General features: G+C 62.2%; 23 protein-coding genes. 13 read left to right on the forward strand and 10 right to left on the reverse strand.

Annotated features, from left to right (window positions below):
• Nucleotides 1-9 precede the first annotated feature (9 nt).
• The 5 genes from exeJ (at nt 10) to exeN (ending at nt 4,398) form a co-directional block, all read left to right on the forward strand.
• Nucleotides 10-633: a GspJ family T2SS minor pseudopilin variant ExeJ gene (gene exeJ / locus AACQ95_RS14715; RefSeq protein ID WP_241278888.1), complete on the forward strand. Its 624-nt coding sequence runs from the start codon at nt 10-12 to the stop codon at nt 631-633.
• An 89-nt stretch (nt 634-722) separates the two neighbouring features.
• Nucleotides 723-1,748, forward strand: coding sequence for a GspK family T2SS minor pseudopilin variant ExeK (gene exeK / locus AACQ95_RS14725; protein WP_241278889.1), 1,026 nt, complete (start codon nt 723-725; stop codon nt 1,746-1,748).
• A 121-nt stretch (nt 1,749-1,869) separates the two neighbouring features.
• A complete protein-coding gene (gene exeL / locus AACQ95_RS14730) occupies nt 1,870-3,054 on the forward strand; it encodes a GspL family type II secretion system protein ExeL (protein WP_241278890.1) in 1,185 nt (394 codons plus the stop codon).
• The gene (exeM, locus tag AACQ95_RS14735; RefSeq protein WP_043557439.1) at nt 3,051-3,542 is read left to right on the forward strand and encodes a GspM family type II secretion system protein ExeM; all 492 of its coding nucleotides are present in this window, start codon (nt 3,051-3,053) and stop codon (nt 3,540-3,542) included. Before exeL ends, exeM begins: the two co-directional genes overlap by 4 nt.
• Before the next feature lie 97 nt (nt 3,543-3,639).
• Complete coding sequence (gene exeN, locus AACQ95_RS14740) at nt 3,640-4,398, forward strand: GspN family type II secretion system protein ExeN (RefSeq protein ID WP_043140799.1); 759 nt, start codon at nt 3,640-3,642, stop codon at nt 4,396-4,398.
• Nucleotides 4,399-4,460: 62 nt separating this feature from the next.
• Here exeN and AACQ95_RS14745 read toward each other — a convergent pair whose 3' ends face one another.
• A complete protein-coding gene (locus tag AACQ95_RS14745) occupies nt 4,461-5,282 on the reverse strand; it encodes a helix-turn-helix domain-containing protein (RefSeq protein ID WP_241278891.1) in 822 nt (273 codons plus the stop codon).
• 159 nt (nt 5,283-5,441) lie between these two features.
• Between AACQ95_RS14745 and tyrS the strand changes: the two genes are divergently transcribed.
• Nucleotides 5,442-6,710 (forward strand): tyrosine--tRNA ligase, encoded by a 1,269-nt coding sequence (gene tyrS / locus AACQ95_RS14750; RefSeq protein WP_241278892.1) that lies wholly within the window; start codon nt 5,442-5,444, stop codon nt 6,708-6,710.
• A 118-nt stretch (nt 6,711-6,828) separates the two neighbouring features.
• Here the strand turns inward: tyrS and yrfG are convergent, their stop codons facing one another.
• Nucleotides 6,829-7,497, reverse strand: a complete 669-nt coding sequence (yrfG, locus tag AACQ95_RS14755) for a GMP/IMP nucleotidase (protein ID WP_241278893.1) — start codon at nt 7,495-7,497, stop codon at nt 6,829-6,831.
• 148 nt (nt 7,498-7,645) lie between these two features.
• Here yrfG and nudE point away from each other — a divergent pair, with 148 nt between their 5' ends.
• The 3 genes from nudE (at nt 7,646) to AACQ95_RS14770 (ending at nt 10,889) form a co-directional block, all read left to right on the forward strand.
• Nucleotides 7,646-8,254 carry an ADP compounds hydrolase NudE gene (gene nudE / locus AACQ95_RS14760; protein ID WP_241278894.1) on the forward strand — a complete coding sequence of 203 codons (609 nt, stop codon included), beginning with the start codon at nt 7,646-7,648 and terminating at the stop codon, nt 8,252-8,254.
• A gap of 45 nt (nt 8,255-8,299) precedes the next feature.
• Nucleotides 8,300-9,121: a 3'(2'),5'-bisphosphate nucleotidase CysQ gene (gene cysQ, locus AACQ95_RS14765; RefSeq protein WP_042868960.1), complete on the forward strand. Its 822-nt coding sequence runs from the start codon at nt 8,300-8,302 to the stop codon at nt 9,119-9,121.
• A gap of 496 nt (nt 9,122-9,617) precedes the next feature.
• Entirely contained in the window at nt 9,618-10,889 is a 1,272-nt protein-coding gene (locus AACQ95_RS14770; RefSeq protein ID WP_241278895.1) for an aromatic amino acid transport family protein, read from the forward strand.
• Nucleotides 10,890-10,959: 70 nt separating this feature from the next.
• On the opposite strand, the gene AACQ95_RS14775 is transcribed toward AACQ95_RS14770, so the two are convergent.
• The 3 genes from AACQ95_RS14775 to metJ form a co-directional block, all read right to left on the reverse strand.
• Entirely contained in the window at nt 10,960-11,298 is a 339-nt protein-coding gene (locus tag AACQ95_RS14775; protein ID WP_043140821.1) for a tRNA-binding protein, read from the reverse strand.
• Between the two features lie 84 nt (nt 11,299-11,382).
• On the reverse strand, nt 11,383-12,141 hold the full coding sequence (locus tag AACQ95_RS14780) for an AraC family transcriptional regulator (protein ID WP_241279016.1): 759 nt from the start codon (nt 12,139-12,141) through the stop codon (nt 11,383-11,385).
• 39 nt (nt 12,142-12,180) lie between these two features.
• Nucleotides 12,181-12,504, reverse strand: a complete 324-nt coding sequence (metJ, locus tag AACQ95_RS14785) for a met regulon transcriptional regulator MetJ (protein ID WP_005315809.1) — start codon at nt 12,502-12,504, stop codon at nt 12,181-12,183.
• Nucleotides 12,505-12,714: 210 nt separating this feature from the next.
• Between metJ and metB the strand changes: the two genes are divergently transcribed.
• The 3 genes from metB (at nt 12,715) to AACQ95_RS14800 (ending at nt 17,071) form a co-directional block, all read left to right on the forward strand.
• Nucleotides 12,715-13,887: a cystathionine gamma-synthase gene (gene metB / locus AACQ95_RS14790; RefSeq protein ID WP_098980839.1), complete on the forward strand. Its 1,173-nt coding sequence runs from the start codon at nt 12,715-12,717 to the stop codon at nt 13,885-13,887.
• Entirely contained in the window at nt 13,887-16,343 is a 2,457-nt protein-coding gene (locus AACQ95_RS14795; protein ID WP_241278896.1) for a bifunctional aspartate kinase/homoserine dehydrogenase II, read from the forward strand. The genes metB and AACQ95_RS14795 overlap by 1 nt, the downstream gene beginning before the upstream one ends.
• A gap of 134 nt (nt 16,344-16,477) precedes the next feature.
• Complete coding sequence (locus tag AACQ95_RS14800) at nt 16,478-17,071, forward strand: hypothetical protein (protein ID WP_241278897.1); 594 nt, start codon at nt 16,478-16,480, stop codon at nt 17,069-17,071.
• Nucleotides 17,072-17,223: 152 nt separating this feature from the next.
• Here AACQ95_RS14800 and AACQ95_RS14805 read toward each other — a convergent pair whose 3' ends face one another.
• Genes AACQ95_RS14805 through AACQ95_RS14815 form a run of 3 tightly spaced genes read right to left on the reverse strand, consistent with a single transcriptional unit; the run spans nt 17,224 to nt 18,532 of the window.
• Nucleotides 17,224-17,847, reverse strand: a complete 624-nt coding sequence (locus tag AACQ95_RS14805) for a LysE family translocator (protein ID WP_241278898.1) — start codon at nt 17,845-17,847, stop codon at nt 17,224-17,226.
• Entirely contained in the window at nt 17,844-18,197 is a 354-nt protein-coding gene (locus tag AACQ95_RS14810; protein ID WP_241278899.1) for an antibiotic biosynthesis monooxygenase family protein, read from the reverse strand. The genes AACQ95_RS14805 and AACQ95_RS14810 overlap by 4 nt, the downstream gene beginning before the upstream one ends.
• Nucleotides 18,197-18,532, reverse strand: a complete 336-nt coding sequence (locus AACQ95_RS14815; protein ID WP_010635210.1) for an NIPSNAP family protein — start codon at nt 18,530-18,532, stop codon at nt 18,197-18,199. The genes AACQ95_RS14810 and AACQ95_RS14815 overlap by 1 nt, the downstream gene beginning before the upstream one ends.
• 93 nt (nt 18,533-18,625) lie before the next feature.
• On the opposite strand from AACQ95_RS14815, the gene AACQ95_RS14820 reads away from it, so the two are divergent.
• Nucleotides 18,626-19,303: an ArsR/SmtB family transcription factor gene (locus tag AACQ95_RS14820; RefSeq protein ID WP_241278900.1), complete on the forward strand. Its 678-nt coding sequence runs from the start codon at nt 18,626-18,628 to the stop codon at nt 19,301-19,303.
• 119 nt (nt 19,304-19,422) lie between these two features.
• Here the strand turns inward: AACQ95_RS14820 and ppc are convergent, their stop codons facing one another.
• Entirely contained in the window at nt 19,423-22,056 is a 2,634-nt protein-coding gene (gene ppc / locus AACQ95_RS14825; RefSeq protein ID WP_241278901.1) for a phosphoenolpyruvate carboxylase, read from the reverse strand.
• 214 nt (nt 22,057-22,270) lie between these two features.
• Nucleotides 22,271-23,416: an acetylornithine deacetylase gene (argE, locus tag AACQ95_RS14830; RefSeq protein WP_043557453.1), complete on the reverse strand. Its 1,146-nt coding sequence runs from the start codon at nt 23,414-23,416 to the stop codon at nt 22,271-22,273.
• Nucleotides 23,417-23,682 lie beyond the last annotated feature (266 nt).

Genomic DNA, 23,682 nt, shown 5'->3' on the forward strand with positions numbered 1-23,682 from the left:
GACACCCAAATGAAGTCCCGTCAGGGCGGCTTCACCCTGCTGGAGATGCTGGTAGCCATCGCCATCTTCGCCAGCCTCAGCATGGGCGCCTATCAGGTGCTGCAAGGGGTGCTCACCAGCGACGAGGTGGCCAAGAAGAAGGAGGCCCGCCTCTCCGAGTTGCAGCTGGCCTTCACCTTGATGGAGCGGGACATCACCCAGATGGTGCCCCGCAGCGGCCGTATCGACGGCGAGAACAACAAGGTGCTGCTGGCGGCATCCCGCTTCGGCCAGCAGAGCGATGACTGGGGCATGGCCTTCATCCGCGGCGGCTGGCTCAATCCGGATGGCATGCTGCCACGTTCCGGTTTGCAGCGGGTCGGCTGGCGGCTCAAGGATCACAAGCTGGAGCGGCTGAGCTATCTCTACCCGGATCCCGTGATAGGTACTGAGCCGCGCATCCAGCCCATGCTGGATCGGGTGACGGCGCTGCGGCTCTATTTTTACGACAAGGGGGCCTGGAAGGAGGAGTGGACCCAGCGCAACGTGCTGCCTTACGGCCTGGCGGTGGAGCTGGATCTGGAAGATTACGGTACCCTTCGCCGCCAGTTCCTTATCGGGGCCGGTGGCCAGAGGGCTGATAATGGTAATTGATCGTCGTTTTCCTCTGACCGTCATTGAAGATGACGGCACCATTCGTCGTTATCAGTGCCTGATCGGGGCCGGTGGCCAGCGAGCAGACAATGGGAATTAAGCAAACAAGGGCCAAACCCATGTCCTCTCCGGGTCGCCAGGGGGGCATGGCCCTGCTGGTGGTGCTGCTCATCTTGTCGGTGATGGTGATCATCGCCAGCAACATGAGTGGCCGCCTGCAGCTGGAGTTGCGCCGTACCGGCAACCTCACCGCCGGCAAGCAGGCCTGGTGGTATGCCATGTCGGCGGAAGCCCTGGTGAGCAAGGTGCTGGTTCAGGATTTCAAGGATGACCCCAATGTGGTGAACCTGGGGCAGAACTGGGCCAGGCAGGATGCTGTCTTCCCGGTGGATGACGGCAAGCTGACCGGCCGGGTGCGGGATCTGCAATCCTGCTTCAATCTCAACAGCCTTAGCGTGCCCCTGAAAGACGGGATCAGCGGCGACGACCTCGAGAAGCAGCCTTATCCGGTCAAGGTGTTTCGCGCCCTGCTCAAGCAGCTCGAGGTCGAGGATTATGAGGCGGTGCAGCTGACCGATGCCATCCGCGACTGGACCGACAAGGACACGGCACTGGTCTCCAGCTACGGCGCCGAGGATGCCTATTACGAGGGGCTGACGCCCCCTTATCTGACCGCGAACCAGTGGATGCTCAGCACGGACGAGCTGAGGGCGGTGCGCGGTGTGAGCGCCAGGCTGTATGCCCGGCTGGCGCCTTATGTCTGCGCCCTGCCGAGCGACAAGCTGCTGGTGAACATCAACACCATCAAGCCGGAACAGGCGGCGCTGCTGGTGGCCCTCTATCTGGACAAGGTGGGGCTCGATGACGCCAAGCGGGTGCTGACCAGCCGCCCCCAGAAGGGGTGGAAGGAGAAGAAGGCGATGACGGATCAGATGCCGGTACCGCTGAGCACCATCCCCGGGCTGGATGCCGTGCTGGACGTCAAGAGCAGCTACTTCGAGGCCAGGCTGATCGCCGAGGTGGGTGATACCCGGGCCAGGCTGGAAAGCGTCTTCGTGCGTGGCAAGGACAACAAGCTGGTGATGCTGCGCCGCCTCAACGGCGGCGCCGAATGACAGACAGGTGTGGGTGGCGGCCGCTGGCTGTACCCGCCCTGACCCCGTATTGGACAGCAGCCGAGGGCTGCGCTCCCGCCCATCCAGAGGGATGCGGACGGGAATGGCAGGAGAGATATTTGTGAGCGAGAGTCTGGTCATCCGTCTGGGGACCAATGCGCAGCAACCGGTCGAGTGGCTGGTGTGGTCGGCCAAGGAGGAGGAGATCATTGCCTCCGGCACCCTGGCCTCGGCCCATGCCCTCGGCGAGTTGCGGGAGCGTGCCGGCGGCCGCCCCGTGGTGACCCTGGTACCGGGCAGCGATCTTATCTTCCGGCGGGTGAGCCTGCCGGGAAAATACAGTCGCCAGGCCGCGGCCGCCTTGCCCTACCTGCTGGAGGAGCAGATCGCATCCGACGTGGATGAGCTGCATCTGGTGGTGCTGGGCCACGAGGGCCACGAGGTGGACCTGATGGCGGTCGACAAGGAGAAGATGCAGATCTGGCTGGGCTGGCTGCAGCAGGCGGGCCTCAAGAGCCAGCAGCTGTTGCCGGACGTGCTGGCCCTGCCGCCCGTTGCCGACGGCTGGTCTGCCCTGCAACTTGGCAAGGAGTGGCTGCTGCGTCAGGGCCCCTGTCAGGGCATAGTGGCCGACGAGTCGCTGCTGGCCATGTTGCTGGTGGCCGAGGCCGACCCCGTCACCATCCACAGCCATACCCCCTTGCCGGCGATCCCGGCGGCCAACTGGCTGGCGGCGGATCCCGAACTGCCCATGCTGTTGCTGGCCAAAGGGGCGCTGAACTGCCAGGCCAACCTGTTGCAGGGCCCCTACCGGCCGCAGACCGAATACTCCCGCTACTGGCTGCAGTGGCGCAAGGTGGCCGTGGTGGCCGGGCTCTTGCTGCTGGTGGCGCTGACCCAGCGCGGTATGCATCTTTATCAGCTGGCGGAGCAGGACAAGGCCCTCAAGGCCGAGATCCGGCAGGTCTACACCCGCATCTTCCCGGGGGAGAACCGCATCGTCAACGTGCGCAGCCAGATGGCACAGCACCTCAAGTTGCTGGGGCAGACCCCGCAGGATGGCGTGCTCTTGCTGCTGACCGAATTGGCACCGACCTTTGCCGAGGTGCCGGGCCTCAAGCCGCAGGTGTTGCGTTTCGACGCCGCTCGGGGCGAGCTGAGATTGCAGGTGACGGCGCCCGGTTTCGCCGAGATAGAGCGCTTTCGCGAACTGGCGGGCAAGCGCTTCGAGGTGCAGCAGGGCGAGGTGCGCAGCACAGAGGGCAAGGTTGAAGGGGCACTGGTGCTGAAGGGTAAATCATCATGATGGACAAACTACAAGGCTGGTGGCGCAGCATCAGCGCCCGCGAGCAGCGGCTGGTGGCCGTGGGGGGCAGCTGCCTGCTGATCGGGTTCTGCTACTGGATCGTCTGGCAACCCATCGCCAACCGCATCGCCGAGCGCGAGCGGCAGGTGCTGAGCCAGCAACAGACGCTCGCCTGGCTGAAAGAGAAGGGGGAAGAGGTGCTGGCGATGCAGGGCGGTCAGGGCCGTCAGATCGACACCAGCGGTACCCTGGAAGGGGTGGTGAACCGCACCGCCTTCAACCAGAAGATCAAGATTGCCCGTCTGCAACCCCAGGGTCAGGAGCTGCAGGTGTGGATCGATACGGTCCAGTTCGATGATCTGCTGATCTGGCTGGCGAGCCTGGCCGATCAGCACGGCGTCCAGGTGCAGGTGATCGAGGTGGCCCGCGAGAATCTGGCACCGGGTCTGGTCAAGGTCAGGCGCCTGCAGTTGAGCCGTCCCCAATGACGCCAGGCGTGCCTAGCGCAGTCCGGTTTCCGGCATCTCGTCCCGGTATGGTGCCGGGCCTGGCCAAGGCCAGATATTTGCAATCGAGTCGTTTTCTATGAAGCAAAAAGTACTGATCGCCGCCCTGTTCCTGGTGGCCTATCTCGGTTTTCTGCTGGTGAAACTGCCAGCCACCCTGGTGGTGCGCCATCTGCCGCTGCCGCCCAACCTGGTGCAGCTGGAAGGGGTGAGCGGCACCCTCTGGAGCGGCCAGGTCGCCCGGCTGCAATACGCCAGCGAGTCGCTGACCCAGCTGCGCTGGGAGCTCAACGGCTGGTCGCTGCTGCGCTTCGCCCCCGAGGTCTCCCTGCGTTTCGGTGATCGCAGCGGCCTCAACGGCCAGGGCGTGGTCGGCTGGAACGGCGCCGCCTTTGGTCGCGACATCACCCTCAACGTGCCCGCGCCCTGGGTGCTGGATCGGGTGCCCATGCGGTTGCCGTTCCCGCTGACGGTGGCGGGCCAGCTGCAGCTCAAGGTCGATCAGTTTGCCCAGGGCAATCCCTGGTGTGACAACCTCTACGGCAACCTCCATTGGTATGGTGCCGATGCCGATACCCCGGCCGGCAAGCTGCCGCTGGGAGATCCCGAGCTCAAGCTGACCTGCATCGACTCCCGGCTGGTGGCCGAGCTCAAGCAGGGCTCGGAGGCGGTGCAGGTGCTGGGCAAGCTGGAGCTGCAGCCCAATCGCCAGTACCTGTTCCAGGGCACCCTCAAACCGGGCCCGGAACTGCCGGATCAGATGAAGCAGGGGCTGCCCTTCCTCGGTCAGCCCGACGGTCAGGGGCGCTTCCCGCTGCGCTATCAGGGCCGCATCTGACGATATCGTCTGACTGTCTGGAAAAAGGATGAACAGGACCCCGCTTCGGCGGGGTCCTGTTGTTATGGGGCTCCAGTCTCGCCGCTCGGCGCCGTGATGAGATGGTTCAGAAAGAAGCTGAACAGCTCGGCGCGTGAGCCGAGCCGCAGCTTGGCATAGAGGTGCTTGCGGTGATTCTTCACAGTGCCGCTGCCAATCCCGAGCGCAGCGGCAATGGCCTCGGTATCCAGCCCCTGCAGCAGCAACCCCGCCACCTGCCGCTCCCGGCGGGTGAGCCTATCTCCGCCCACGCTGGCGATGGCCTGCGCCACCGCCGTCTTCAGGCTGGCACTGTCAGGCAGCGCCGGGCTTTCCGCCAGCAGCGGCTGGCTCTGCTGCCACTGCTGGCGACACAGCGAATGCACCAGTGGAAACAGCTGCTCCAGCCTCGCCAGCTCGTTCTGGCTCAGGGAGCTGCGCTTGTCGAGGCGGCCGAGAAACAGCATCAGCGTCAGTCCATCCCGCACCGGCAGAATAAGCCCCACCTCCTCCTGCCAGCCGGTGGCCTGATAGAAGTGGTGGCGATACTCGGGATCGAGCCGCCCTTGGGAGACCTGTGCCAGGGTCCAGACCCCGGCAGGCAAGCCCTGTTCCAGCGCCAGCATAAAGGGATCCTGACTGAAGTGGCTGGTGAGGTAGCGGTCAAACAGCAGGGCCCGCTGGTGGCTCAGGTTGTCGTAGAGGTAGACGGGGCGCTGCCCGACCCCGAGCAGCAGGGCGCAATCGAACGCCACCTGCTGCTGGATAAGCCGCACCAGGGCCGCCGGAAAGGCGCTGCCGTGCAGGGCATCGACCACCTCGGTCATGCTGCGGGTCAGGGCATCTGTGGCGAATGGCTGGGTCATGGTCGTTGAATCATGGTGGTGGGCTCCCGGGGGTGGGGAGCCGCTCCCCACTATGACAGGATGCTAGCACGAGAGTGGCAAAACTGTCCCCTAAGGGACATATCCGCAGCGCACCAGAGCGGCGAGTATGGCCACTTTTCCCCTGCTGCTGGAGCACCCATGATCAACCCCCACCTGCTCGATGAGCTGACCGAGCGCGGCCTTGTGGCCCAGAATTCCGACCCGGCGGCACTGGCCGATCATCTCGCCACGCCGCGTACCCTCTACTGCGGGTTCGATCCCACCGCCGGCAGCCTGCACATAGGTCACCTGGTGCCGCTCTTGATGCTGCGGCGCTTCCAGCTGGCGGGCCACACCCCGGTGGCCCTGGTGGGCGGGGCCACAGGTCTTATCGGCGATCCCAGCTTCAAGGCGACCGAGCGCAGCCTCAACAGCAGCGAAACCTTGCAGGGCTGGGTCGCCAGCCTGTCGGCCCAGATCAAGGCGCTGCTGCCCGCCGACGACGGCCTGTCGGCCCCTGTGCTGGTCAACAACGGCGACTGGATGGGGCAGATGTCGGCCCTCGATTTTCTGCGCGACATCGGCAAGCACTTCTCGGTCAATGCCATGCTGGCGCGGGAATCTGTGCGCCAGCGGCTGGTCCGCCCGGATCAGGGCATCTCCTTTACCGAGTTCTCCTACGCCCTGCTGCAATCCCAGGATTTTGCGGTGCTCAACCAACGCCTCGGCTGCACCCTGCAGATCGGTGGCAACGATCAGTGGGGCAATATCACCAGCGGCATGGATCTCACCCGCCGCCTCAATCAGGCCCAGGTGTACGGCATGACGTTGCCGCTCATCACCAAGGCGGACGGCACCAAGTTCGGCAAGACAGAGGGGGGGGCGGTCTGGCTGGATCCTGCGCTCACCTCGCCCTACGCCTTCTACCAGTTCTGGCTCGGCACCGCGGATGAAGATGTCTACCGCTTCCTGCGCTACTACAGCTTTATGTCGCTGGCCGAGATTGCCGAGCTGGAAGCGGAAGATGCCCAGCGGCAGGGGCGCAAGCAGGCCCAGCAGGTGCTGGCGGACGAGCTGACCGAACTGGTGCACGGCAAGGCGGCGTTGGCGGCGGTACGGCGCATCAGCGAGCTGCTGTTCAGCGGCGAGGTGGCGCGCCTTGGCGAGAGCGATCTTGCCCAGCTGGCGCAAGACGGCATGCCGAGCTGCACCGTCGGTGGCGAGACGGATCTGGTCAGCCTGCTGGTCGAGAGCGGTCTGGCGAACTCGAAGCGCATCGCCCGCGAACTGCTGGCGGCGGGGGCCATCAGTCTCAATGGCGCCATCAGGCAGGATGAGCAGCTGAGTGCAGAGGATCGGCTGTTTGGCCGCTACCTGCTGCTGCGCCGGGGCAAGAAGCAGTACCAGCTGGTGGCGTGGGCAGAGTAGCCTGCCGCGCCATAGCAACGAGAAAGGGCTGCCCGGGCAGCCCTTTCCATTGTGCGTCCCCGCCTGTCAGCCGCTCGGTATGCTGGGGGAGGCGGTGAATTCTGTCCCCGTATCAATATTAAATAGTCAGCGGCAGCAGTTCGGCATAGTCACGGATCGCCGGGAAGGCGGTGATGTGCTGCTCTGGCTGGCGGCTGTCAGGGTTCTGGATGGCGAGCTGATAGCCGATGCCGTAGTCGGCGGCGGCGCGCAGGATCCGCTCGCTGTCATCCACAAACAGGGTGCGGGCCGGCTCGAACGCCAGCCGTTCCGCCAGCGCCTGCCAGCAGTGCTGGCTCTCCTTCGACCAGCCCAGCTCGTGGGTGCTCACCATCAGATCCAGATGATCAGACAGCCCCAGCTGCGCATCCTTCACCGACAGGCTGGTGGGGTGGGCGTTGGTGAAGAGTACCAGCCGCTTGCCTGCCGCCCGCAGCTCGGCCAGAAAAGGGATGGCGTTGGGCCGCCACCGGATCTTCTCCAGCAGTTCCTGCTTGAGGGCGCGTATGTCCAGCCCCAGGGTCTGGCTCCAGTAATCCACGCAGTACCAGTCGAGGGTGCCGCTGACGGCGTGATAGTGCACCTCGATCCGTGCCTTGGCCTCCACCAGTGGCAAGCCGAGGCGCTCGGCGTAACGCGCCGGCACCAGCTGCTGCCAGAGGTGGTTGTCAAAATGGAGATCGATCAGGGTGCCATCCATATCGAGCAGGACTGTGTCTATCTGGTGCCAGGGCAAGGGGGTCGGCATGGGGCTTCTCGCGGTCAATGAGGGGGAGGGAAACGGGGCGGCATTATAACGGATTTTTCCGTCCGCTTTCGCCGCTTTGCCCCGTGGTGTTCGCTCGGGGAGTCGTTTACTCTTGAAGCACGATTTTTTAACGAGCAGCCAGCGCCCGATGAGTGACCACCACAAGAGCAAGCCCGAATACCTCAGTGTCGAGAAAATGGCGCATGACAAGAGCAAACCGGAGATCCTCAAGGCCGAAATAGTGGCCGAGAGCCGGCTGTTCAAGGTGGAATCCCTGCATCTGAAATTCAGCAATGGGGAGGAGCGGGTCTACGAACGGATGCGCGGTGGCAACCGGGGCGCCGTCATGGTGGTGCCCCTGTTCGATGCCCACACCCTGCTGCTGGTACGCGAGTACGCGGCGGGCACCCACTCTTACGAGCTGGGCTTCCCCAAAGGGCTGATCGACCCGGGCGAGAATGCCTTCGAGGCGGGCAACCGGGAGCTGATGGAGGAGGCGGGCTTTGGCGCCAACAGCCTGATCCCCCTCAAGCAGGTGTCGCTGGCGCCCGGTTACTTCTCCAGCCGGATGGACATACTGCTGGCGCGGGATCTCTTCCCGGAGCAACGGATCGGCGATGAGCCCGAGCCCCTCGAGGTGATCCCCTGGCCCCTCAACCGTATCGACGAATTGCTGGCACGACCCGACTTCAGCGAGTCGCGCAGCATCAGTGCTCTGCTGCTGGCCCAGAAGTGGCTGGCGGAGCAGGAAAACTAGCCCAAGCCTGGGCAAAGGCAATAAATAAAAACAGAGGATAACAAGATGCAGGAGTTGTTGGCCTGGGTTCCTGGGGTCAAGGAGATAGCCCGCGAAGCGGGGCGTATCCTTCACGAAATCTATCACGGCGGTCAGTTCGAGCGTCAGCTGAAGGAGGATGCGACCCCGGTCACCAGTGCCGATCTTGCTGCCGATGCCTACCTCAAACAGGCGCTGTCGGCGCTCACCCCCCATGTACCCGTGTTGACCGAAGAGGCGGCCGATGTGCCCTTCAGTCTGCGAGCCAACTGGCGGCAGTACTGGCTGGTGGACCCCCTCGACGGCACCGGTGAGTTCATCGCCGGCAGCGGCGACTTCGCCACCCTGATCGCCCTGGTGCGGGACAATGTGCCCGTGCTCGGAGTCATCTACGCCCCCGAGTCCGACGTGCTCTACTGGGCGGTGCGCGGTCACGGTGCCTTCAAGGAGGTGAACGGCGAGACCTTGCCCATCAGCGCCATGCACCACGAACACGATCAGCCCGATTCGCTGGTGGTGGCCATCAGCCGTCGCCAGAAGCTGGAGAACCTGACCCGCCGTCTCAATCCGGCCATCAACTACGAGCTGATCCCGCTCGGCTCCAGCTCCCTCAAATCCTGTCTGGTGGCGGAAGGGGCGGCCGACTGCTACGTGCGGCTCGGTCCTACCGGCGAGTGGGATACCGCCGCTGCCCAGTGCATCGTCGAGGCGGCGGGTGGCCGCATCCTCAGCCTGGCGCTGCAGCCGCTCAGTTACAACGAAACCGAGTCTCTGGAGAACCCGGACTTCATCGTCATGGGGGATCCGGATCTCGCCTGGGGCAAGATCCTGGCCCATCAGGCAGGTTGAGCCTCTGTCGCCGACACACACTCCTGGTCCACCAGACGGGCTGATGCTCTGTCGCCGACACACACACTCCTGGTCCACCTGGCGGGCTGATGCTCTGTCGCCAGACGACACAAACAGGCGGCCTCAGGGCCGCCTGTTTGCTTGGTGTGATCCGCTGGTTTTATCGCAGATGAGCAGGGATATCCGCTGGCAAAGCACGAGAATGACAGTGGATGATCACAATCCTTCTTGGGTAGTTGGCATGATTTTTCAGGTAATTCTGCAAACGATCCATTGGGCAAAATAAAAAAGTGAGTATGAATAAAAATTTGGTTTTATATTTCATTTAAATTGAGTTTTTTAGTTTTACTCGATTATGTGATCCCGATTGGATTCCCAATCTCACTGGTTGAGGCCCGTTATGGTAGTGATATGTTTCAGTCCCGCTTTTTGAGAATTAAATCCTGATAAACCACAATAAGCTCAGATTAAAATACTGACAAAGTTTGGATTAGTAATGAGTTTATCTGTAGACGTCGTAAAGGATTTGTCCGGTTCCCAGCCCGCAGTTGCCAGCACCAGCCGCTGGCGTCGCCATGACACCCACTGGGCGATCAGCCTGTTTGGTACCGCCGTCGGCGCCGGCATACTGTTTTTGCCCATCAACCTGGGTCTGGGCGGGATCTGGCCCCTGGTCATAGTGGCCGTGCTGGCCGGTCCCATGACTTTTCTGGCTCACCGCGGGCTGGCGCGCTTCGTGCTTTCCTCCTCCCGCCCTCACGCCGATTTCACCGAGGTAGCCGAGGAGCACTTCGGCAAGATGGCCGGTCGCCTCATCTCGGCGCTCTACTTCCTCTCCATCTTCCCGATCCTGCTGATCTACGGGGTGGGGCTGACCAACACGGTGGAGAGCTTCATAGTCAACCAGCTCGGCATGGCCACCCCGAACCGGGTGATGCTCTCCGGCCTGCTGGTGTTCGCCATGATCGCCGTGATGATGGCGGGGGAGAAGGCGATGTTGCGGGCGTTTGCCTTCATGGTCTATCCGCTGGCGGCCATTCTGGCGGCGCTTTCCTGCTATCTCATTCCCCAGTGGCAGTGGCCACAAATGACTGCCTTTGAGGGCGGCAGCTTCCTCAACACCGTCTGGCTGGCGCTGCCGGTCACGGTGTTCGCCTTCAGCCATGCCGCCGCCATCTCGGGCTTTGCCAACGTGCAGCGGCGGGAATATGGCGAGCAGGCCGAGGCCAAGAGCGGCCTGATCCTGCGCAATACCACCATCATGCTGGTGGGTTTCGTGCTCTTCTTCGTCTTCTCCTGCGTGCTGAGCCTCTCCCCGGCCCAGCTGGCCGAGGCCAAGGCGCAGAACGTCTCCGTGCTTTCCTATCTCGCCAACATCACAGACAACCCCGTGATAGTGACGCTGGGGCCGCTCATCGCCTTCATCGCCATCAGCACCTCTTTCCTCGGCCACTTCCTCGGTGCCCGCGAGAGCCTGAAAAGCCTGATCGCCAAGCCCACCGGCCTGCCGCTGGCGAAGGCGGACCGGCTCGGCATAGTCCTGATGTTCTTTGCCATCTGGGGCGCCGCCGTCATCAACCCGGGCATCCTGGGGCTGATGGAGACCCTCTCCGGCCCCGTCATCGCCATGATCCTCTTCATCATGCCGGTGGTGGCCATCTACAAGGTGGAGGCGCTGGCCCGCTTCCGTCAGGGCTGGACCAACGGCTTCATCCTGCTGACCGGGTCGCTGGCGGTCTCGGCGCTGATCTTCAGCTTGTTGAAGTAACAGCGCGCTGCGGCAAAAATGAGAGAGGCGACCCCGGGGTCGCCTCTCTTTTTTCATGGGGCCAAGGGCATCAGCCCAGCTTGGCGCCGTTCTCCACCGCCTGCTCCGGAATGGCCATCACAACGGCGCCATCGGCCCGGTAGAAACCGGTCAGCAGAAACTCCGACTGGATGGGGCCTATCTGTTTGGGGGGAAAGTTCACCACGGCGACGATTTGGCGTCCCACCAGATCCTCCGGGCGATAGAGATCCGTTATCTGGGCGCTGCTCTTGCGCACCCCGAGCTCGGGGCCGAAATCCGCCCACACCTTGTAGGCGGGCCGGCGCGCCTCGGGGAAGGGCTCGACCCGCACCAGGGTGCCCACTCTCAGCTCCACCATCTCGAAATCCTGCCAGCTAATGGTCTGCATCTTGGCTCCTCGTTTCACACACCTTGCATTGGCCTCAGCATGCCTCGAAACGGCGCTGGCTGTCTTCGGTGACTGGCCGCCCTGTTACGGCAGAAGGCCGTTTTGCTGGCGCCAGAGGGAAGGGGGAAGCCCGCTCTCGGTCAGGAAGCGCTCGGCGAAGGCCCCCTGATTCTGGTAGCCGCAGCGACTGGCGATCTCGCCTATGGGCAGTTGGGTGTGGGCAAGCAGGGTGCGTGCCAGCGTCATGCGCCGTTCCCGTATGTAGTGGGAGATGCTCATCCCCAGCTGCTGGCGAAAGGCGTGCTTGAACTGGCTCTGACCGAGGCAGGCGATGGCGGCGAGCCGCTCATTGTTGAGGGGCTCGGCGAGGTGGGCCTCGATATGGCGCTGCACCTTGAGGATTCGGGCGGCAAGACGAGGGGGAGCAGAGGAGTGCACTCCTTGCCCTTGTGCCAGCAGGGAGAGCCACACCTGCTCCATGCCCGCCACCTGGCGCCCCGCTGCCACCATGCGGTGCAGGAAGGCGAGGTAGTGGCGCTGGGGCTCGTCCAGCTCGATGAAGGGGTGGGCCGCCAGATCGCCGGGCAGCCAGTCGCTCTCCTGCACCAGAAACGAGAGGGCCGGATCGGCGGCGTAGTCGTGCCGCTCGCCGGGGGCTATCACGCAGACGAAACCGGGGGCAAGGCGACGCCCCTGGCCCTGCACCTCGATCTCAATGGGACCGCCGAGAGGGATCACCAGCTGGGCGAAGTCGTGGCTGTGGCTGCAGATGTCGTTCTGGTAGCGGCGCAGGCTGAAGGGGGAGGTTGCGGATAGCAATGACGCGGCACTGGGCCGCGTCATCTTCAAAGAGGGATTGCTGTTTGGCATAGGTCGCAGGTATTACTCTGCGTCGAAATCTTCGATCTCTTTGCCCAGCGCTTCCATGATGGCGCGCACCTCGGCGGGGACGCTGTCCGGATGATCCTTGCGCAGATCGTCGTCGCAGGGTAGCGGCTGGCCGGTGAACGCGTGCAGGAAGGCTTCACAGAGCAGCTCACTGTTGGTCGCATGACGCAGGTTGTTCACCTGGCGACGGGTGCGCTCGTCGGTCAACACCTTCAACACCTTGAGCGGGATCGAGACGGTAATCTTCTTGACCTGTTCGCTCTTCTTACCGTGTTCCGCGTAGGGGCTGACGTAGTCGCCGTTCCACTCTGTACCCATGATCCACCTGTTCTCGTTTGGCCGTGAGCGCGGATTTTAACCCTTGTGGAAATTAATGGCAATCCAACAGCAAAGCCATTTGGACGTCTAGAAGTGTTGACGGCTTTTTTATGCTGGCGTAAGGTGGTTCACCATAGGCCAGCAATGGCAGGATAGCCGTGGCAGAGGCAGAGCGGCCATCGCCCAGCGACAGTTCAAGGAGAGAGTGACATGACCCACAAGGCCACCCAGGCGGTACGCACCGGGATTGAGACAGACACACAGCACGGTGCCGTGGTGCCGCCCATCTACCTCTCCAGCAACTACACCTTTGCCGACTTTGGCGAGCCCCGTCAATACGATTATGCCCGATCCGGCAACCCGACCCGCACCAATCTGGCGGACGCGCTGGCGGCGCTGGAAGGGGGCGCCGGTGCCGTGGTGACCGGTACCGGCATGGGCGCCATCCATCTGGTGACGACCGCCCTGCTCAAGGCGGGGGATCTGCTGATCGCCCCCCACGACTGTTACGGCGGCACCTGGCGCCTGTTCGAGTATCTGGCGGCCAAGGGGCACTACCGGGTGCAGTTCGTCGATCAGGGGGATGAAGCCGCGCTGGCCGAGGCCCTGGCGCAGAAGCCGGCACTGGTGTGGGTGGAGACCCCCTCCAACCCCCTGCTGCGGGTGGTGGACATAGCCGCCATCGCCGCCGCCTCCCATGAAGTGGGGGCCCAGGTGGTGGTGGACAACACCTTCCTCTCACCGCTGCTGCAACAGCCGCTGGCTCTCGGTGCCGACCTGGTGGTGCACTCCACCACCAAGTACATCAACGGCCACTCAGACGTGGTGGGCGGGGTAGCGATAGCCAAGGAGCAGCCACTGGCCGAGTCGCTGGTGTGGTGGGCCAACTGTCTGGGGCTCACCTCCGGGGCGTTCGACTCCTACCTCACCCTGCGCGGCCTGCGCACCCTGGCTCCCAGATTGCGTGCCCATCAGGAGAACACGGATCGCATCCTCGCCTTCCTGCAGCAACAGCCGCTGGTCAAAAAAATCTATCACCCCAGCCTGCCGACCCATCCGGGCCACGATATTGCGCGCCGTCAACAGTCCGGCTTCGGCGCCATGCTAAGTTTTGAACTCGACTGCAGCGAGGCCGGATTGCGCACCTTCCTCGCGGCCCTCACCCTCTTCTCGGTGGCAGAGTCCCTCGGCGGGGTGGAGAGTCTGGTGGCCCATCCGGCCAGCATGACCCACAGGGCCATGACACCGGCGGCGCAGCAGGCGGCGGGCATCAGCGCCCAGCTGCTGCGGCTGTCGGTCGGCATTGAACACGGTGAAGACCTGGTGGCCGATCTGGCTCAGGCTTTTGAACAGGCGCAGCAGGCAGAGCAGGTAGCGAAGTAATGGAACAGCAGCAACAAGGAGAGATCGCGGTGGCAACAGAAGCAGGATTGAAGCGGCGCCATGTGCACAAGTTTGGTGGCAGCAGTCTGGCGGATCCGGTCTGCTATCGCCGGGTCGCGGCTATCGTCGAGCAGCAGGTTGGCGGAGATGAATTGATCGTGGTCTCTGCCGCCGGCAAGACCACCAACCGGTTGATCCAGCTGGTGGAGCTGGCCGAGGCCGGCGACGAGGCCGCCGGCGAGGCCATCACCGCCCTGCACGCCTATCAGCAGAGTCTGATCGACGGCCTGCTGGAAGGGGAACTGCAGCTCGATTTGAGCAAGCAGCTTGCCGACGACATGCAGCTGATCGCCAAAACCCTGGAGGGGCAGTTTGACCGCTTCGCCCGCAACGGCCTGCTCGCCTTTGGCGAGGTGTGGTCGGCGCGCCTGTTGGCGGCCCTGCTCACCAGCCGCGGCGACAAGGCCATCTGGCTCGATGCCCGCAGCTTCCTGCGCGCCGAGGACGGCGCCCTGGTGAAGGTGGATACTGCGCTTTCCAGCGAACTGCTCAAGGCACGGCTGGCCGAACATGCCGGTCGTATCGTGGTGACAGGTTTTATCGCCGCCGACATGGAGGGACGCTCCCTGCTGCTCGGTCGCAACGGCTCCGACTACAGCGCCAGCCTGCTGGCCCTGCTGGCGGACGGCGAATCCACCACCATCTGGAGCGACGTGGCCGGTGTCTACAGCGCCGACCCGCGTCGGGTCAAGGAAGCTCGCCTGCTGGAGCGCCTGAGTCTGGCCGAAGCGAACGAGCTGGCCCGTCTCGGCTCCTCGGTGCTCCATTCGCGCACCCTGCAGCCGGTGGCCGACAGTCGCCAGCGCCTCACCCTGCGCTGCAGCTACAACCCGGATGAGGGTTGCACTCACATACTGCGCCGGGCGCCGCGCTCCGGTGGCGCCCGCATCGTCTCTTCGGTGGACCAGATCGCCCTCATAGAGTTGAAGGTGCTGCCGCAGACCCATTATGAGCAGACGGTGGCGGCCATCGAGGCCCATCTGGCCCGCCACCGCCTCAACCCGCTCACCCTGCAGCGCCAACCGGATCGGCGGGTACTGCGGCTGGCCTACACCCTGGAAGTGGCGGAAGGGGCGTTCGAGCTGCTGCGCGACTTCCAGCTGCAGGGCAGCTTCACCGGCCTGATCCAGAAAGAGGGGTTCAGTCTGGTGGCCCTGGTGGGTGCCGGGGTGACCGACAACGCCGAGCAATGTCACCGTTTCTATCAGTTGCTGGCGGATCAGCCGCTGGAGTTCGTGCAGGTAGCCAGAGACGGCCTGAGTCTGGTGGCCGTCGTGCGCCAGGTGGTGCTGGAGCCGCTGCTTATCGCCCTGCACAGCGCCCTGTTCAGCCGCCCGACCCGGGTCGGGCTGGTGGTATTTGGCAAGGGCAATATAGGCGGCCACTGGCTGAGCCTCTATGGCCGCGAGAAGGCGCGCCTCGAACATGAACTCAATCTGGCGCTGACTCTCTACGGGGTGTTCAGCTCGGAAGGGGGCCTGTTGGACGAAGAGGGGCTGGATCCCCTCAAGGTGCAGGACAAGTTCAACCCCAAACCGCTGATCTGGCCCGAGCTGCTGGCCCAGCTTGAGCAGCACAGTTTCGATACCCTGATTGCGCTGGACATGACCGCCAGCGAGACGGTGAGCCGCTACTACCCGGACTTCGCCCAGCTCGGCATCCACATCATAGCGGCCAACAAGTTTGCCGGTGCCGCCGACAGCGAGTTCTACCAGCGCATCAAGCAGAGCTGCCGCGACCATCAGGTGCAGTGGCGCTACAACGCCACCGTGGGCGCCGGGCTGCCGATCCAGTCCAGCATCCAGATGCTGCGTCAGAGCGGCGACCGCATTCAGGGGGTCTCCGGCATCTTCTCCGGCACCCTCTCCTGGCTGTTCCAGCAGTATGACGGCAGCCGCCCCTTCTCCGAGCTGGTGGACGAGGCGTGGCAGCACGGCCTGACCGAGCCGGATCCCCGCGAGGATCTCTCCGGCCAGGATGTGCGCCGCAAGCTGCTGATCCTGGCGCGAGAGGCAGGCTTTGAACTCGACTCTGCCGACATCGAGCTGGAGAACCTGGTGCCCGTGCCCCTGCGCAAGGTGAGTACGGATCAGTTCATGGACAGGCTGAAAGAGTTGGACGGCCCGATCCAGAGCGCCTTCGAGGGAGCCAAGCGCCTCGGCAAGGTGCTGCGTTACGTCGCCCGCTTCGAGCACGATGGCAAGGCGCGGGTCGGGCTGGAGGCACTGGAGCCCCACCACCCGTTCGCCAACCTGCTGCCGTGCGACAACATCTTCGCCATCGAGAGCGACAGCTACCGCACCAACCCGCTGGTCATTCAGGGGCCGGGCGCAGGCCGGGAAGTGACGGCCGCCGCCATCCAGTACGATCTCTGGCAGATCTGTGCCTCCCTCTAAGGCACATGGTGGGGAGTGTGACCCACCTATCTAACCGAATAAAAAGGCGCCATAGTGGCGCCTTTTTTCTTATACATACCGTAATAATGCGTTATCCGTATCTTAATCTGCTGACATAAGGAAGGATCTTTTCCATGGACGGTAATGTAAATACAGATGTAAATAAGGAGAAGAAAGAGCAAGTGATATTGCTCTATGGGAGATGTCTGCTCAATCTTCAGCAGTTTGAGCTTTTGCTTAAGCGGGTGCTTCCGTCGCTGAAGATGGAAGGCAATATAGATACGCTGGAAGGTAATCGAAAGCTGGATGCACAGGCGCTTAGCCGAAGAATGCTGGGGCAGCTGATTGGCGAATTTGTAAATCGCATGGGTGAAAGAAAAAATGAACCTGAGCTGGATGCTAAAATTGATAAGCCTTATATACACTTTAAGTTTGAATTAGGTAATATTGAAGAGCATTGTTTACGTTTACAGAATCTGCTTGAGATGCGTAATGAATTGGTGCACCATTTTCTTGAAACGTTTCCGCTTAATTCAGACGAGAATTGTGAGAGTGCATTAATCCACTTGGCTCATATATCCATGAGGATCGAAGAAAACCGCCTAGCGTTTAGAGCCATGTTGAAAGAATTTGAGGAGGGGCGTACTTATCTATATCAGCTTTTGAGCTCCGATGCCGGTATGTCCCTATTGTTTGGTGAAGAGCTATCGGAGTCATCTGATAGGTAGTCGAAGATAATATTGAAGGAATGTGCACACGCGCTGTTATCTCAATCTTCTCGTCATTGACGGCTCTTTGCCATCCGTTCCAAAAAAAGGGCGCCAATCTGGCGCCCTTTTTTTATGTGTGTTGCAGTCTGTCAGACATTCTCCCTTCGCTATCAGGAACTCAACATCCAGCCTGCTGCAAACCCCAGAAACAGGACACCGCTGGCACCGTTGTAAAAACGGCGAATACGCGTGTCCAGCAAGTAACGGCTCGCCTTGTGCCCCACTACTGCATATCCCCAGTAAACGCAGAGGTGGATGAGGGCGGTGGTCAGTGCCATCAGACCCCACTGAGGCATGAGCGCACGTTCAGCGTCGACAAACTGGGGTAATAGCGCTACCACAAACATCAGGGCCTTGGGGTTAGAAAGCGTGACCAGAAATGCTTGGCGAAACAGTTGCCAAACCTGCGTTGGCCCGGCGTGCTCTGCTGGTCCCTTGGTGACCGTGTCGACAGGAGTGATCAGTAACCGTATGCCGAGATAGCCCAAGTAGGCACCTCCCGCATACTTCATTACCAACACAATGGGCGTCGCAGTTTGCATGGCAGCGGACAAACTCACTGCACTGAAAGCCATCAATCCCTGAAAAGCCACCACATTGCCCAAGACACCGATAACGGCAGCACGAACGCCATGAGTCAGGCCATTGTGGATCGCCAGCCAGACGGATGGTCCAGGTGACAGCAGCAGGGTGGTGATAACAGCCAGGAAGGCCAGAAAGCTCGTTAGCGTCATGACCTATGCCTCCATGTCGTTGGGCCTGACAGCGGATCGCTGCAGCTTGCAGCAAGACCATATTCTCGTATCACGTGACAGACTCGAATACGGTAATCATGAAATAGCTCATTTTTCCCCCGAGCCTGGGCCACCTGATGGTCATGGTGCGCACGCCATGCTTGAATGGCTGCTTCACTCTCCCAGTACGACAAGGAGAGATAGGTTTGCGGGGCATTCAAATTCTGGAAGCGCTCGACGCTGATAAAGCCCTCGACCTTTTCCAGCTCTTCTTTCAAGACGGCAGCGGCATCAAGATAAGCCTCAACCCCTTGCGGAAAGGGGGTGACCTCGAAGATAACGGCATACATCAGAAGGACCTCCCATGGTGGCGATCTGTTGCAGGGATCAGGCGCAAAAAGGAGCGGGACTCTTGCAGAATAAAGCGCCCCTCTTGGGCAAACGCAAAGTTGGCCCTCCCGAGCTCGGATTCCCGCAGTCGTTGGCGATAGTGCTCGTAGTCAGCCAAGGATTCGAAGGCGATCAAGCCGAATGCCCGATAGTTGGTGCCTTCGTGAGGAGCAAAATAGCCGATGAGGTCCCCACCACATGCGGGGATAATGTCTGCCCACTGGTTGGCGTATTGCTCAAAGAGATCTGCTTTGAGGGGGTCGATCTGGTACTCAATAAAACAGGTAATTGTCATCCTAGCGTCTCAACAGAGGTGAACAGGTTGCCAACTTAGCCTGGTCATCAGGGTCATGCTTCGAGGGTGGCCGAACTATCAAAGGAATATGGTATGGAACCCGATATTGCCTATGTGGCGAGCCTGATAGGTGACAAAGCCCGTTCGCGCATGCTGACGGCACTCATGGGTGGCAAGGCGCTGACAGCCACTGAACTGGCGCTGGAAGGGGAGATCACGGCCCAGACTGCCAGCAGTCACCTCGGCAAGCTGGTAGAGGGAGGCTTGCTGAGCATGCGCAAGCAGGGCCGTCACAGGTACTTTCAACTGAGCGACCCTGCGGTGGCTGAAGTTATCGAGCGAATGCTGACGCTGTCCGTGACCAGCTCCCCCGCCAAGGTCAGGACGGGTCCCAGGGATCCCCACCTGCGTCAAGCCCGGATCTGCTATGACCATCTTGCTGGCGAGCTGGGGGTTCGGTTGTTTGATGCGTTGCAGCAACAGGGGCTGCTGGAGATACATGGGGATGACGCCAGACTGAGCCAGTCCGGCGAAATATTCTTTACAGGCCTGGGGGTCAACCTCAGCCTGCTGCGTCAGCGCAAGCGACCAATGTGCAAGGCCTGTCTGGACTGGAGCGAGCGCCGCAGCCATCTTGCCGGTACCCTGGGGCAGTGGATTCTGGACGATGCCCTGGCCCAGCGCTGGTTTGTGCGCCGCCCGGATTCGCGTGTGATAGACGTGAGCGACATCGGGGCCAAGCAGTTTGCCAAGCGCTATGGCGCAAGCTGAGGCCGGTGTGGGTGTCCGGTTCGAGATGAAACAGGATCCCTGAACCTTGGCGCTCAGAAGAAACCAAAGGGCGCCTTATGGACGCCCTTTGTTCTATGTGCGTTGCGACCTGTCAGCCATCAACCCGTGTTGCGCATGCCTGCGGCAATACCGGCGATGGTGACCATCAGCGCCTGATCCAGCTCGGGGTGCAGGATCTCGGCATGGTTGCGCGAGCGGCCCAGCAGCTCGACCTGCAGCACGTTGAGCGGATCCGTGTAGGGGTTGCGCAGCTTGATGGATTCTTTGATCCAGGGCTGGTCGTCGAGCAAGTCGCCCTGGGGGCGCAGCTCCAGCACCACCTGGATGGAGTCGGCAAGCTCCTGACGCAGCTGTTTGCCCAGACCCCACAGCTCCTTGGGTACCAGCCGGGTGTCGTAGTACTCGGCGAGCCAGACGTCGGCCTTGAGGAACACCATCTCCAGCATCTCGAGGCGGGTGCGGAAGAAGGGCCACTGGCGGCTCATCTCTTCCAGCACGCCCTTCTGACCGTCAGTGATGGCCTGCTGCAGCCCCTTGTGGGCACCGAGCCAGGCCGGCAGCATCAGCCGGTTCTGGGTCCAGGCGAAGATCCAGGGGATGGCACGCAGGCTCTCGACGCCGCCGTTGGGTTTGCGCTTGGAGGGGCGCGAACCGAGCGGCAGCTTGCCGAGTTCCATCTCGGGGGTGGCGGCACGGAAGTAGGGGACGAAGTCCGGATGGCCGCGCACTATGCTGCGGTAGTGGTCGCAGGAGACGGTGGCCAGCTGCTCCATCACGGCGCGCCAGCACTCTTTGGGCTTGGGTGGCGGCAGCAGGTTCCCTTCCAGCACGGCGCTGGTGTAGAGGTTCAGGCTGTGGATGGCCACTTTCGGCAGGCCGAACTTGAAGCGGATCATCTCGCCCTGTTCGGTCACCCGCAGGCCGCCGCGCAGGGAGCCCGGCGGTTGTGACAGGATCGCCTGATGGGCGGGGGCACCGCCACGGCCGACGGTGCCGCCACGGCCGTGGAACAAGGTGAGGCGCAGCTTGTTGGCCTCGGCCAGTGCTACCAGGGATTCCATGGCGGCGTACTGGGCCCAGCCGGCGGCCATCATGCCCGCATCCTTGGCGGAATCCGAGTAGCCGATCATCACGTACTGACGACCTTGGATGTAGCCGCGATACCAGTCCACAGACAGCAGGCGCTCCATCACGGCGGTGCCTGCCATCAGGTCTTCCTGAGTCTCGAACAGGGGAGCAACCGGCATGCGGAACTTGCAGCCGGCCTCTTTCAGCAGCAGCTGCACCGCCAGCACGTCGGACGGTGCGCCAGCCATGGAGATGATGTAGATGCCGAAGGCATCGGGATCGTGACCGGCGATCACCCGGCAGGTGTCTATGGTCTCGCGGGTCTCGTCGCTCGGTTCCCAGTCGGTCGGGATCAGCGGGCGGCGGGAGTTCAGTTCGTTCAGCAGGAAGGCCTGCTTGTCGTCCTCGCTCCACTCGGCGTAGTCACCCATGCCAAGGTAACGGGTCAGCTCGGAGAAGACCTGACCGTGACGCTCGCCATCCTGACGTATGTCCAGCTTGACCAGATGGATGCCGAAGCAGGCCAGTTTGCGCAGCACGTCCAGCAGCATGCCGTCGGCTATGTTGCCCATGCCGCAGGCGTGCAGCGAGTGGTAGCAGAGCTCCAGCGGCTCGCGCAGCTGGGCCGTGGTCTTGACCAGATCCCGGCTCTCGCTCGCCTGACCCTGCACCTTGGCGGTGAGAAACTCCTGGGTCTCGCGCAGCTGTTCACGCAGCTCGCGCACCAGGGCGCGGTAGGGCTCGGGGTGATCGCCCACCCGCTCGCGCACTGCGTCTGTGCAGTCGGACATGGAGAGTTCGGAGGTGAGCTCCTTGATGTCCTTGTAGAACAGGTTGACCGCCATCCAGCGGCCCAGCTCCAGCACTTCTGCGGTCACCTTGGCGGTGACGAAGGGGTTGCCGTCACGGTCACCGCCCATCCAGGAGGTGAACTTGACCGGCGCGGCATCCAGCGGCAGCCGCACACCCAGGTGCTGTTGCAGCCGCTCGTCCAGATTGCGCATGAATTCGGGAATGGCCGGCCAGAGGCTGTTTTCCACCACGGCGAAGCCCCACTTGGCTTCGTCCACCGGGGTCGGACGCTGCTCGCGGATCTCGTTGGTGTGCCAGGCCTGATTGACCAGCTGCTCGATGCGATTGAGGATCTTGTCCCGCTCGCGAGGCAGCAGATCGGAGAGCTCCAGCGCTTCCAGGCAGTCGTTGAGCTGCACGTGCTTGTGGATCAGGGTGCGACGGGTCACCTCGGTCGGGTGAGCGGTCAGCACCAGGTCGATATCCAGCTCGCGCACGGCCTGGATGATGGCTTCCTGTGACAGGTTGGAGGCCTTGAGCTTGGCGAACATCTGCTCCAGCGGATCCGGGGTGCAGACCTGTTCTTCGCAGCGGCGGGAGATGGTGTGGAACTGTTCGGCCACGTTGGCCAGGTTGAGGAACTGGCTGAAGGCGCGGGCCACCGGCAGCAGCTCGTCATCGCTCAGGGTGCGCAGGGTATCGAGCAGACGTTCCCGGTCTGCCTCATTGCCTTTGCGGGAGGATTTGGCCAACTGGCGAATGGTTTCGATCTTGTCGAGGAAGGCCTGTCCCTGATGATCCTTGATGGACTTGCCCAGCAGTTGACCCAGCATGCCTACGTTGGCGCGTAGCGCGGCGTACTTTTCGTTCATTCCACATCCTTATCTGGTTGGTGTCTCTCTCCATCCGAGGTGAGAGACAGCCTCACTTATTGTTGTGTGATTACAACATATGCTCCGTCATCTTAGGGTGACAATCTACCCAGATTGTCTGCGCAAGGTCAAATAACAGGCCGATTCAGAACATGTATTTCCCTCACCTGTCCCGAGGCGGCATGTTATGTAACTTACTTACATTCCCGTCAATTCAGAGGCAAAACCGGCGGATCAGGTGTTGCAGCACAGCCGTGGTCGGCTTGACGAAGGAGAGATCCAGGTATTCGTCCGGCTGATGGGCCTGGGTGATATGGCCCGGGCCCAGCACGATTGTCTGGCATCCCAGCTGCTGGATAAAGGGCGCCTCGGTGCAATAGTTCACCGACTCCGCCTTGTGCCCGCTCGCCTTCTCGGCCTCGCGCACCAGCACTGAGTCGTCCGCGCAGGCATAGGCGGGGATGGGCTCGTGCAGGTGTTGCAGGTGCAGGCAGCCCGGCTGGTGGATTTCGATGGGGGCAAGTGCCTCCTTCAGCATGCCCATCAGCTCGTCCGGCCCCACCTGCGGTGTGGGGCGCATGTCTATGTGCAGCTCGCAGCAACCGCAGATGCGGTTCGGACTGTCGCCGCCCTGGATGTATCCCAGATTCAGCGTGGGTTGCGGCACCGCGAACCGGTAGTCGGCATAGGTTTCTTCCAGGCGCAGCTGCAGGCGCAGCACCCGCCCCATGGCCTGGTGCATTATCTCCAGCGCATTGACGCCGTTGGCGGGATCCGAGCTGTGACCGCTCTTGCCCGTGATGCGGATCGCCTCCGACATGTGCCCCTTGTGGGCCACTACGGGCACCAGTCCGGTGGGCTCGCCGATCACCGCGTAGTCGGGTTTCAGCTCGGCCGCCGCTGCGATGGCGCGGGCGCCCGCCATTGTGGTCTCCTCATCGGCGGTGGCCAGGATGCGCAGGGGCTTGCTGAGGGTGGTGAGATCTATCTCTTTGAGCGCCTCCACGATAAAGGCGAAGAAGCCCTTCATGTCTATGGTGCCGAGGCCGTACAGGCGGTTGCCCTCTTCGGTCACCTTGAAGGGATCTTTGCTCCAGGCGCCCTCGTCGAACGGGACTGTATCTGTATGGCCCGCCAGCAGCAGGCCGCCCTCGCCCTGGCCGATCGTCGCCACCAGATTGAACTTGCCCGGCAGATCCGGCAGGGCGGTCACCTCGCACTGAAAACCCAGCTGGCCGAACCAGTCGGCCAGCAGCCGGATCACCGCCTCGTTGCTCTGATCCCAGCGGGGATCCGTGCTGCTGATGGAGGGAATCGCAATAATATTCTTATAAAGTGCAAAAAAATCCAGATTGGCCATCAGCTCCTCCTTGCGTCCCCGGAATGTTTCTGTTAGAAAATACAAATGCAAAGTGAGTGCATGAATATTCTGTAAGTTTGCCTGAATATCTGGCTCATCGACAAGGCTTCTAGTTGTAAGGGAAAGTTAATGTTCTGTCACCTGATCTATAACCGACGACACACACCCGCCTGAATTGCCCCTCCGCACGCGTTGCGTCAAAGGGGAGGTTCCTCACCCCTTGCACCATCTGCAGCACCATGCTGTGAATTTCGAACCCTGACTTG

Origin of the sequence: Aeromonas sp. MR19 (genome assembly GCF_963899305.1) — a bacterium.
Classification (GTDB): Bacteria; Pseudomonadota; Gammaproteobacteria; order Enterobacterales; family Aeromonadaceae; genus Aeromonas; species Aeromonas bestiarum.

Bases quoted from the DNA above. Each gene is read 5' to 3' on its own strand.
- exeJ (WP_241278888.1), top strand. From the start codon at position 10: ATGAAGTCCCGTCAGGGCGGCTTCACCCTGCTGGAGATGCTGGTAGCC.
- metB (WP_098980839.1), top strand. From the start codon at position 12,715: ATGACCCACAAGGCCACCCAGGCGGTACGCACCGGGATTGAGACAGAC.
- AACQ95_RS14815 (WP_010635210.1), bottom strand. From the start codon at position 18,532: ATGACAATTACCTGTTTTATTGAGTACCAGATCGACCCCCTCAAAGCA.
- metJ (WP_005315809.1), bottom strand. From the start codon at position 12,504: ATGGGTACAGAGTGGAACGGCGACTACGTCAGCCCCTACGCGGAACAC.
- AACQ95_RS14775 (WP_043140821.1), bottom strand. From the start codon at position 11,298: ATGCAGACCATTAGCTGGCAGGATTTCGAGATGGTGGAGCTGAGAGTG.
- tyrS (WP_241278892.1), top strand. From the start codon at position 5,442: ATGATCAACCCCCACCTGCTCGATGAGCTGACCGAGCGCGGCCTTGTG.
- exeK (WP_241278889.1), top strand. From the start codon at position 723: ATGGGAATTAAGCAAACAAGGGCCAAACCCATGTCCTCTCCGGGTCGC.
- nudE (WP_241278894.1), top strand. From the start codon at position 7,646: ATGAGTGACCACCACAAGAGCAAGCCCGAATACCTCAGTGTCGAGAAA.
- argE (WP_043557453.1), bottom strand. From the start codon at position 23,416: ATGGCCAATCTGGATTTTTTTGCACTTTATAAGAATATTATTGCGATT.
- AACQ95_RS14805 (WP_241278898.1), bottom strand. From the start codon at position 17,847: ATGACGCTAACGAGCTTTCTGGCCTTCCTGGCTGTTATCACCACCCTG.
- exeN (WP_043140799.1), top strand. From the start codon at position 3,640: ATGAAGCAAAAAGTACTGATCGCCGCCCTGTTCCTGGTGGCCTATCTC.
- AACQ95_RS14810 (WP_241278899.1), bottom strand. From the start codon at position 18,197: ATGTATGCCGTTATCTTCGAGGTCACCCCCTTTCCGCAAGGGGTTGAG.
- exeM (WP_043557439.1), top strand. From the start codon at position 3,051: ATGATGGACAAACTACAAGGCTGGTGGCGCAGCATCAGCGCCCGCGAG.
- yrfG (WP_241278893.1), bottom strand. From the start codon at position 7,497: ATGCCGACCCCCTTGCCCTGGCACCAGATAGACACAGTCCTGCTCGAT.
- AACQ95_RS14745 (WP_241278891.1), bottom strand. From the start codon at position 5,282: ATGACCCAGCCATTCGCCACAGATGCCCTGACCCGCAGCATGACCGAG.
- AACQ95_RS14770 (WP_241278895.1), top strand. From the start codon at position 9,618: ATGAGTTTATCTGTAGACGTCGTAAAGGATTTGTCCGGTTCCCAGCCC.
- AACQ95_RS14780 (WP_241279016.1), bottom strand. From the start codon at position 12,141: ATGACGCGGCCCAGTGCCGCGTCATTGCTATCCGCAACCTCCCCCTTC.
- AACQ95_RS14800 (WP_241278897.1), top strand. From the start codon at position 16,478: ATGGACGGTAATGTAAATACAGATGTAAATAAGGAGAAGAAAGAGCAA.
- cysQ (WP_042868960.1), top strand. From the start codon at position 8,300: ATGCAGGAGTTGTTGGCCTGGGTTCCTGGGGTCAAGGAGATAGCCCGC.
- AACQ95_RS14795 (WP_241278896.1), top strand. From the start codon at position 13,887: ATGGAACAGCAGCAACAAGGAGAGATCGCGGTGGCAACAGAAGCAGGA.
- AACQ95_RS14820 (WP_241278900.1), top strand. From the start codon at position 18,626: ATGGAACCCGATATTGCCTATGTGGCGAGCCTGATAGGTGACAAAGCC.
- ppc (WP_241278901.1), bottom strand. From the start codon at position 22,056: ATGAACGAAAAGTACGCCGCGCTACGCGCCAACGTAGGCATGCTGGGT.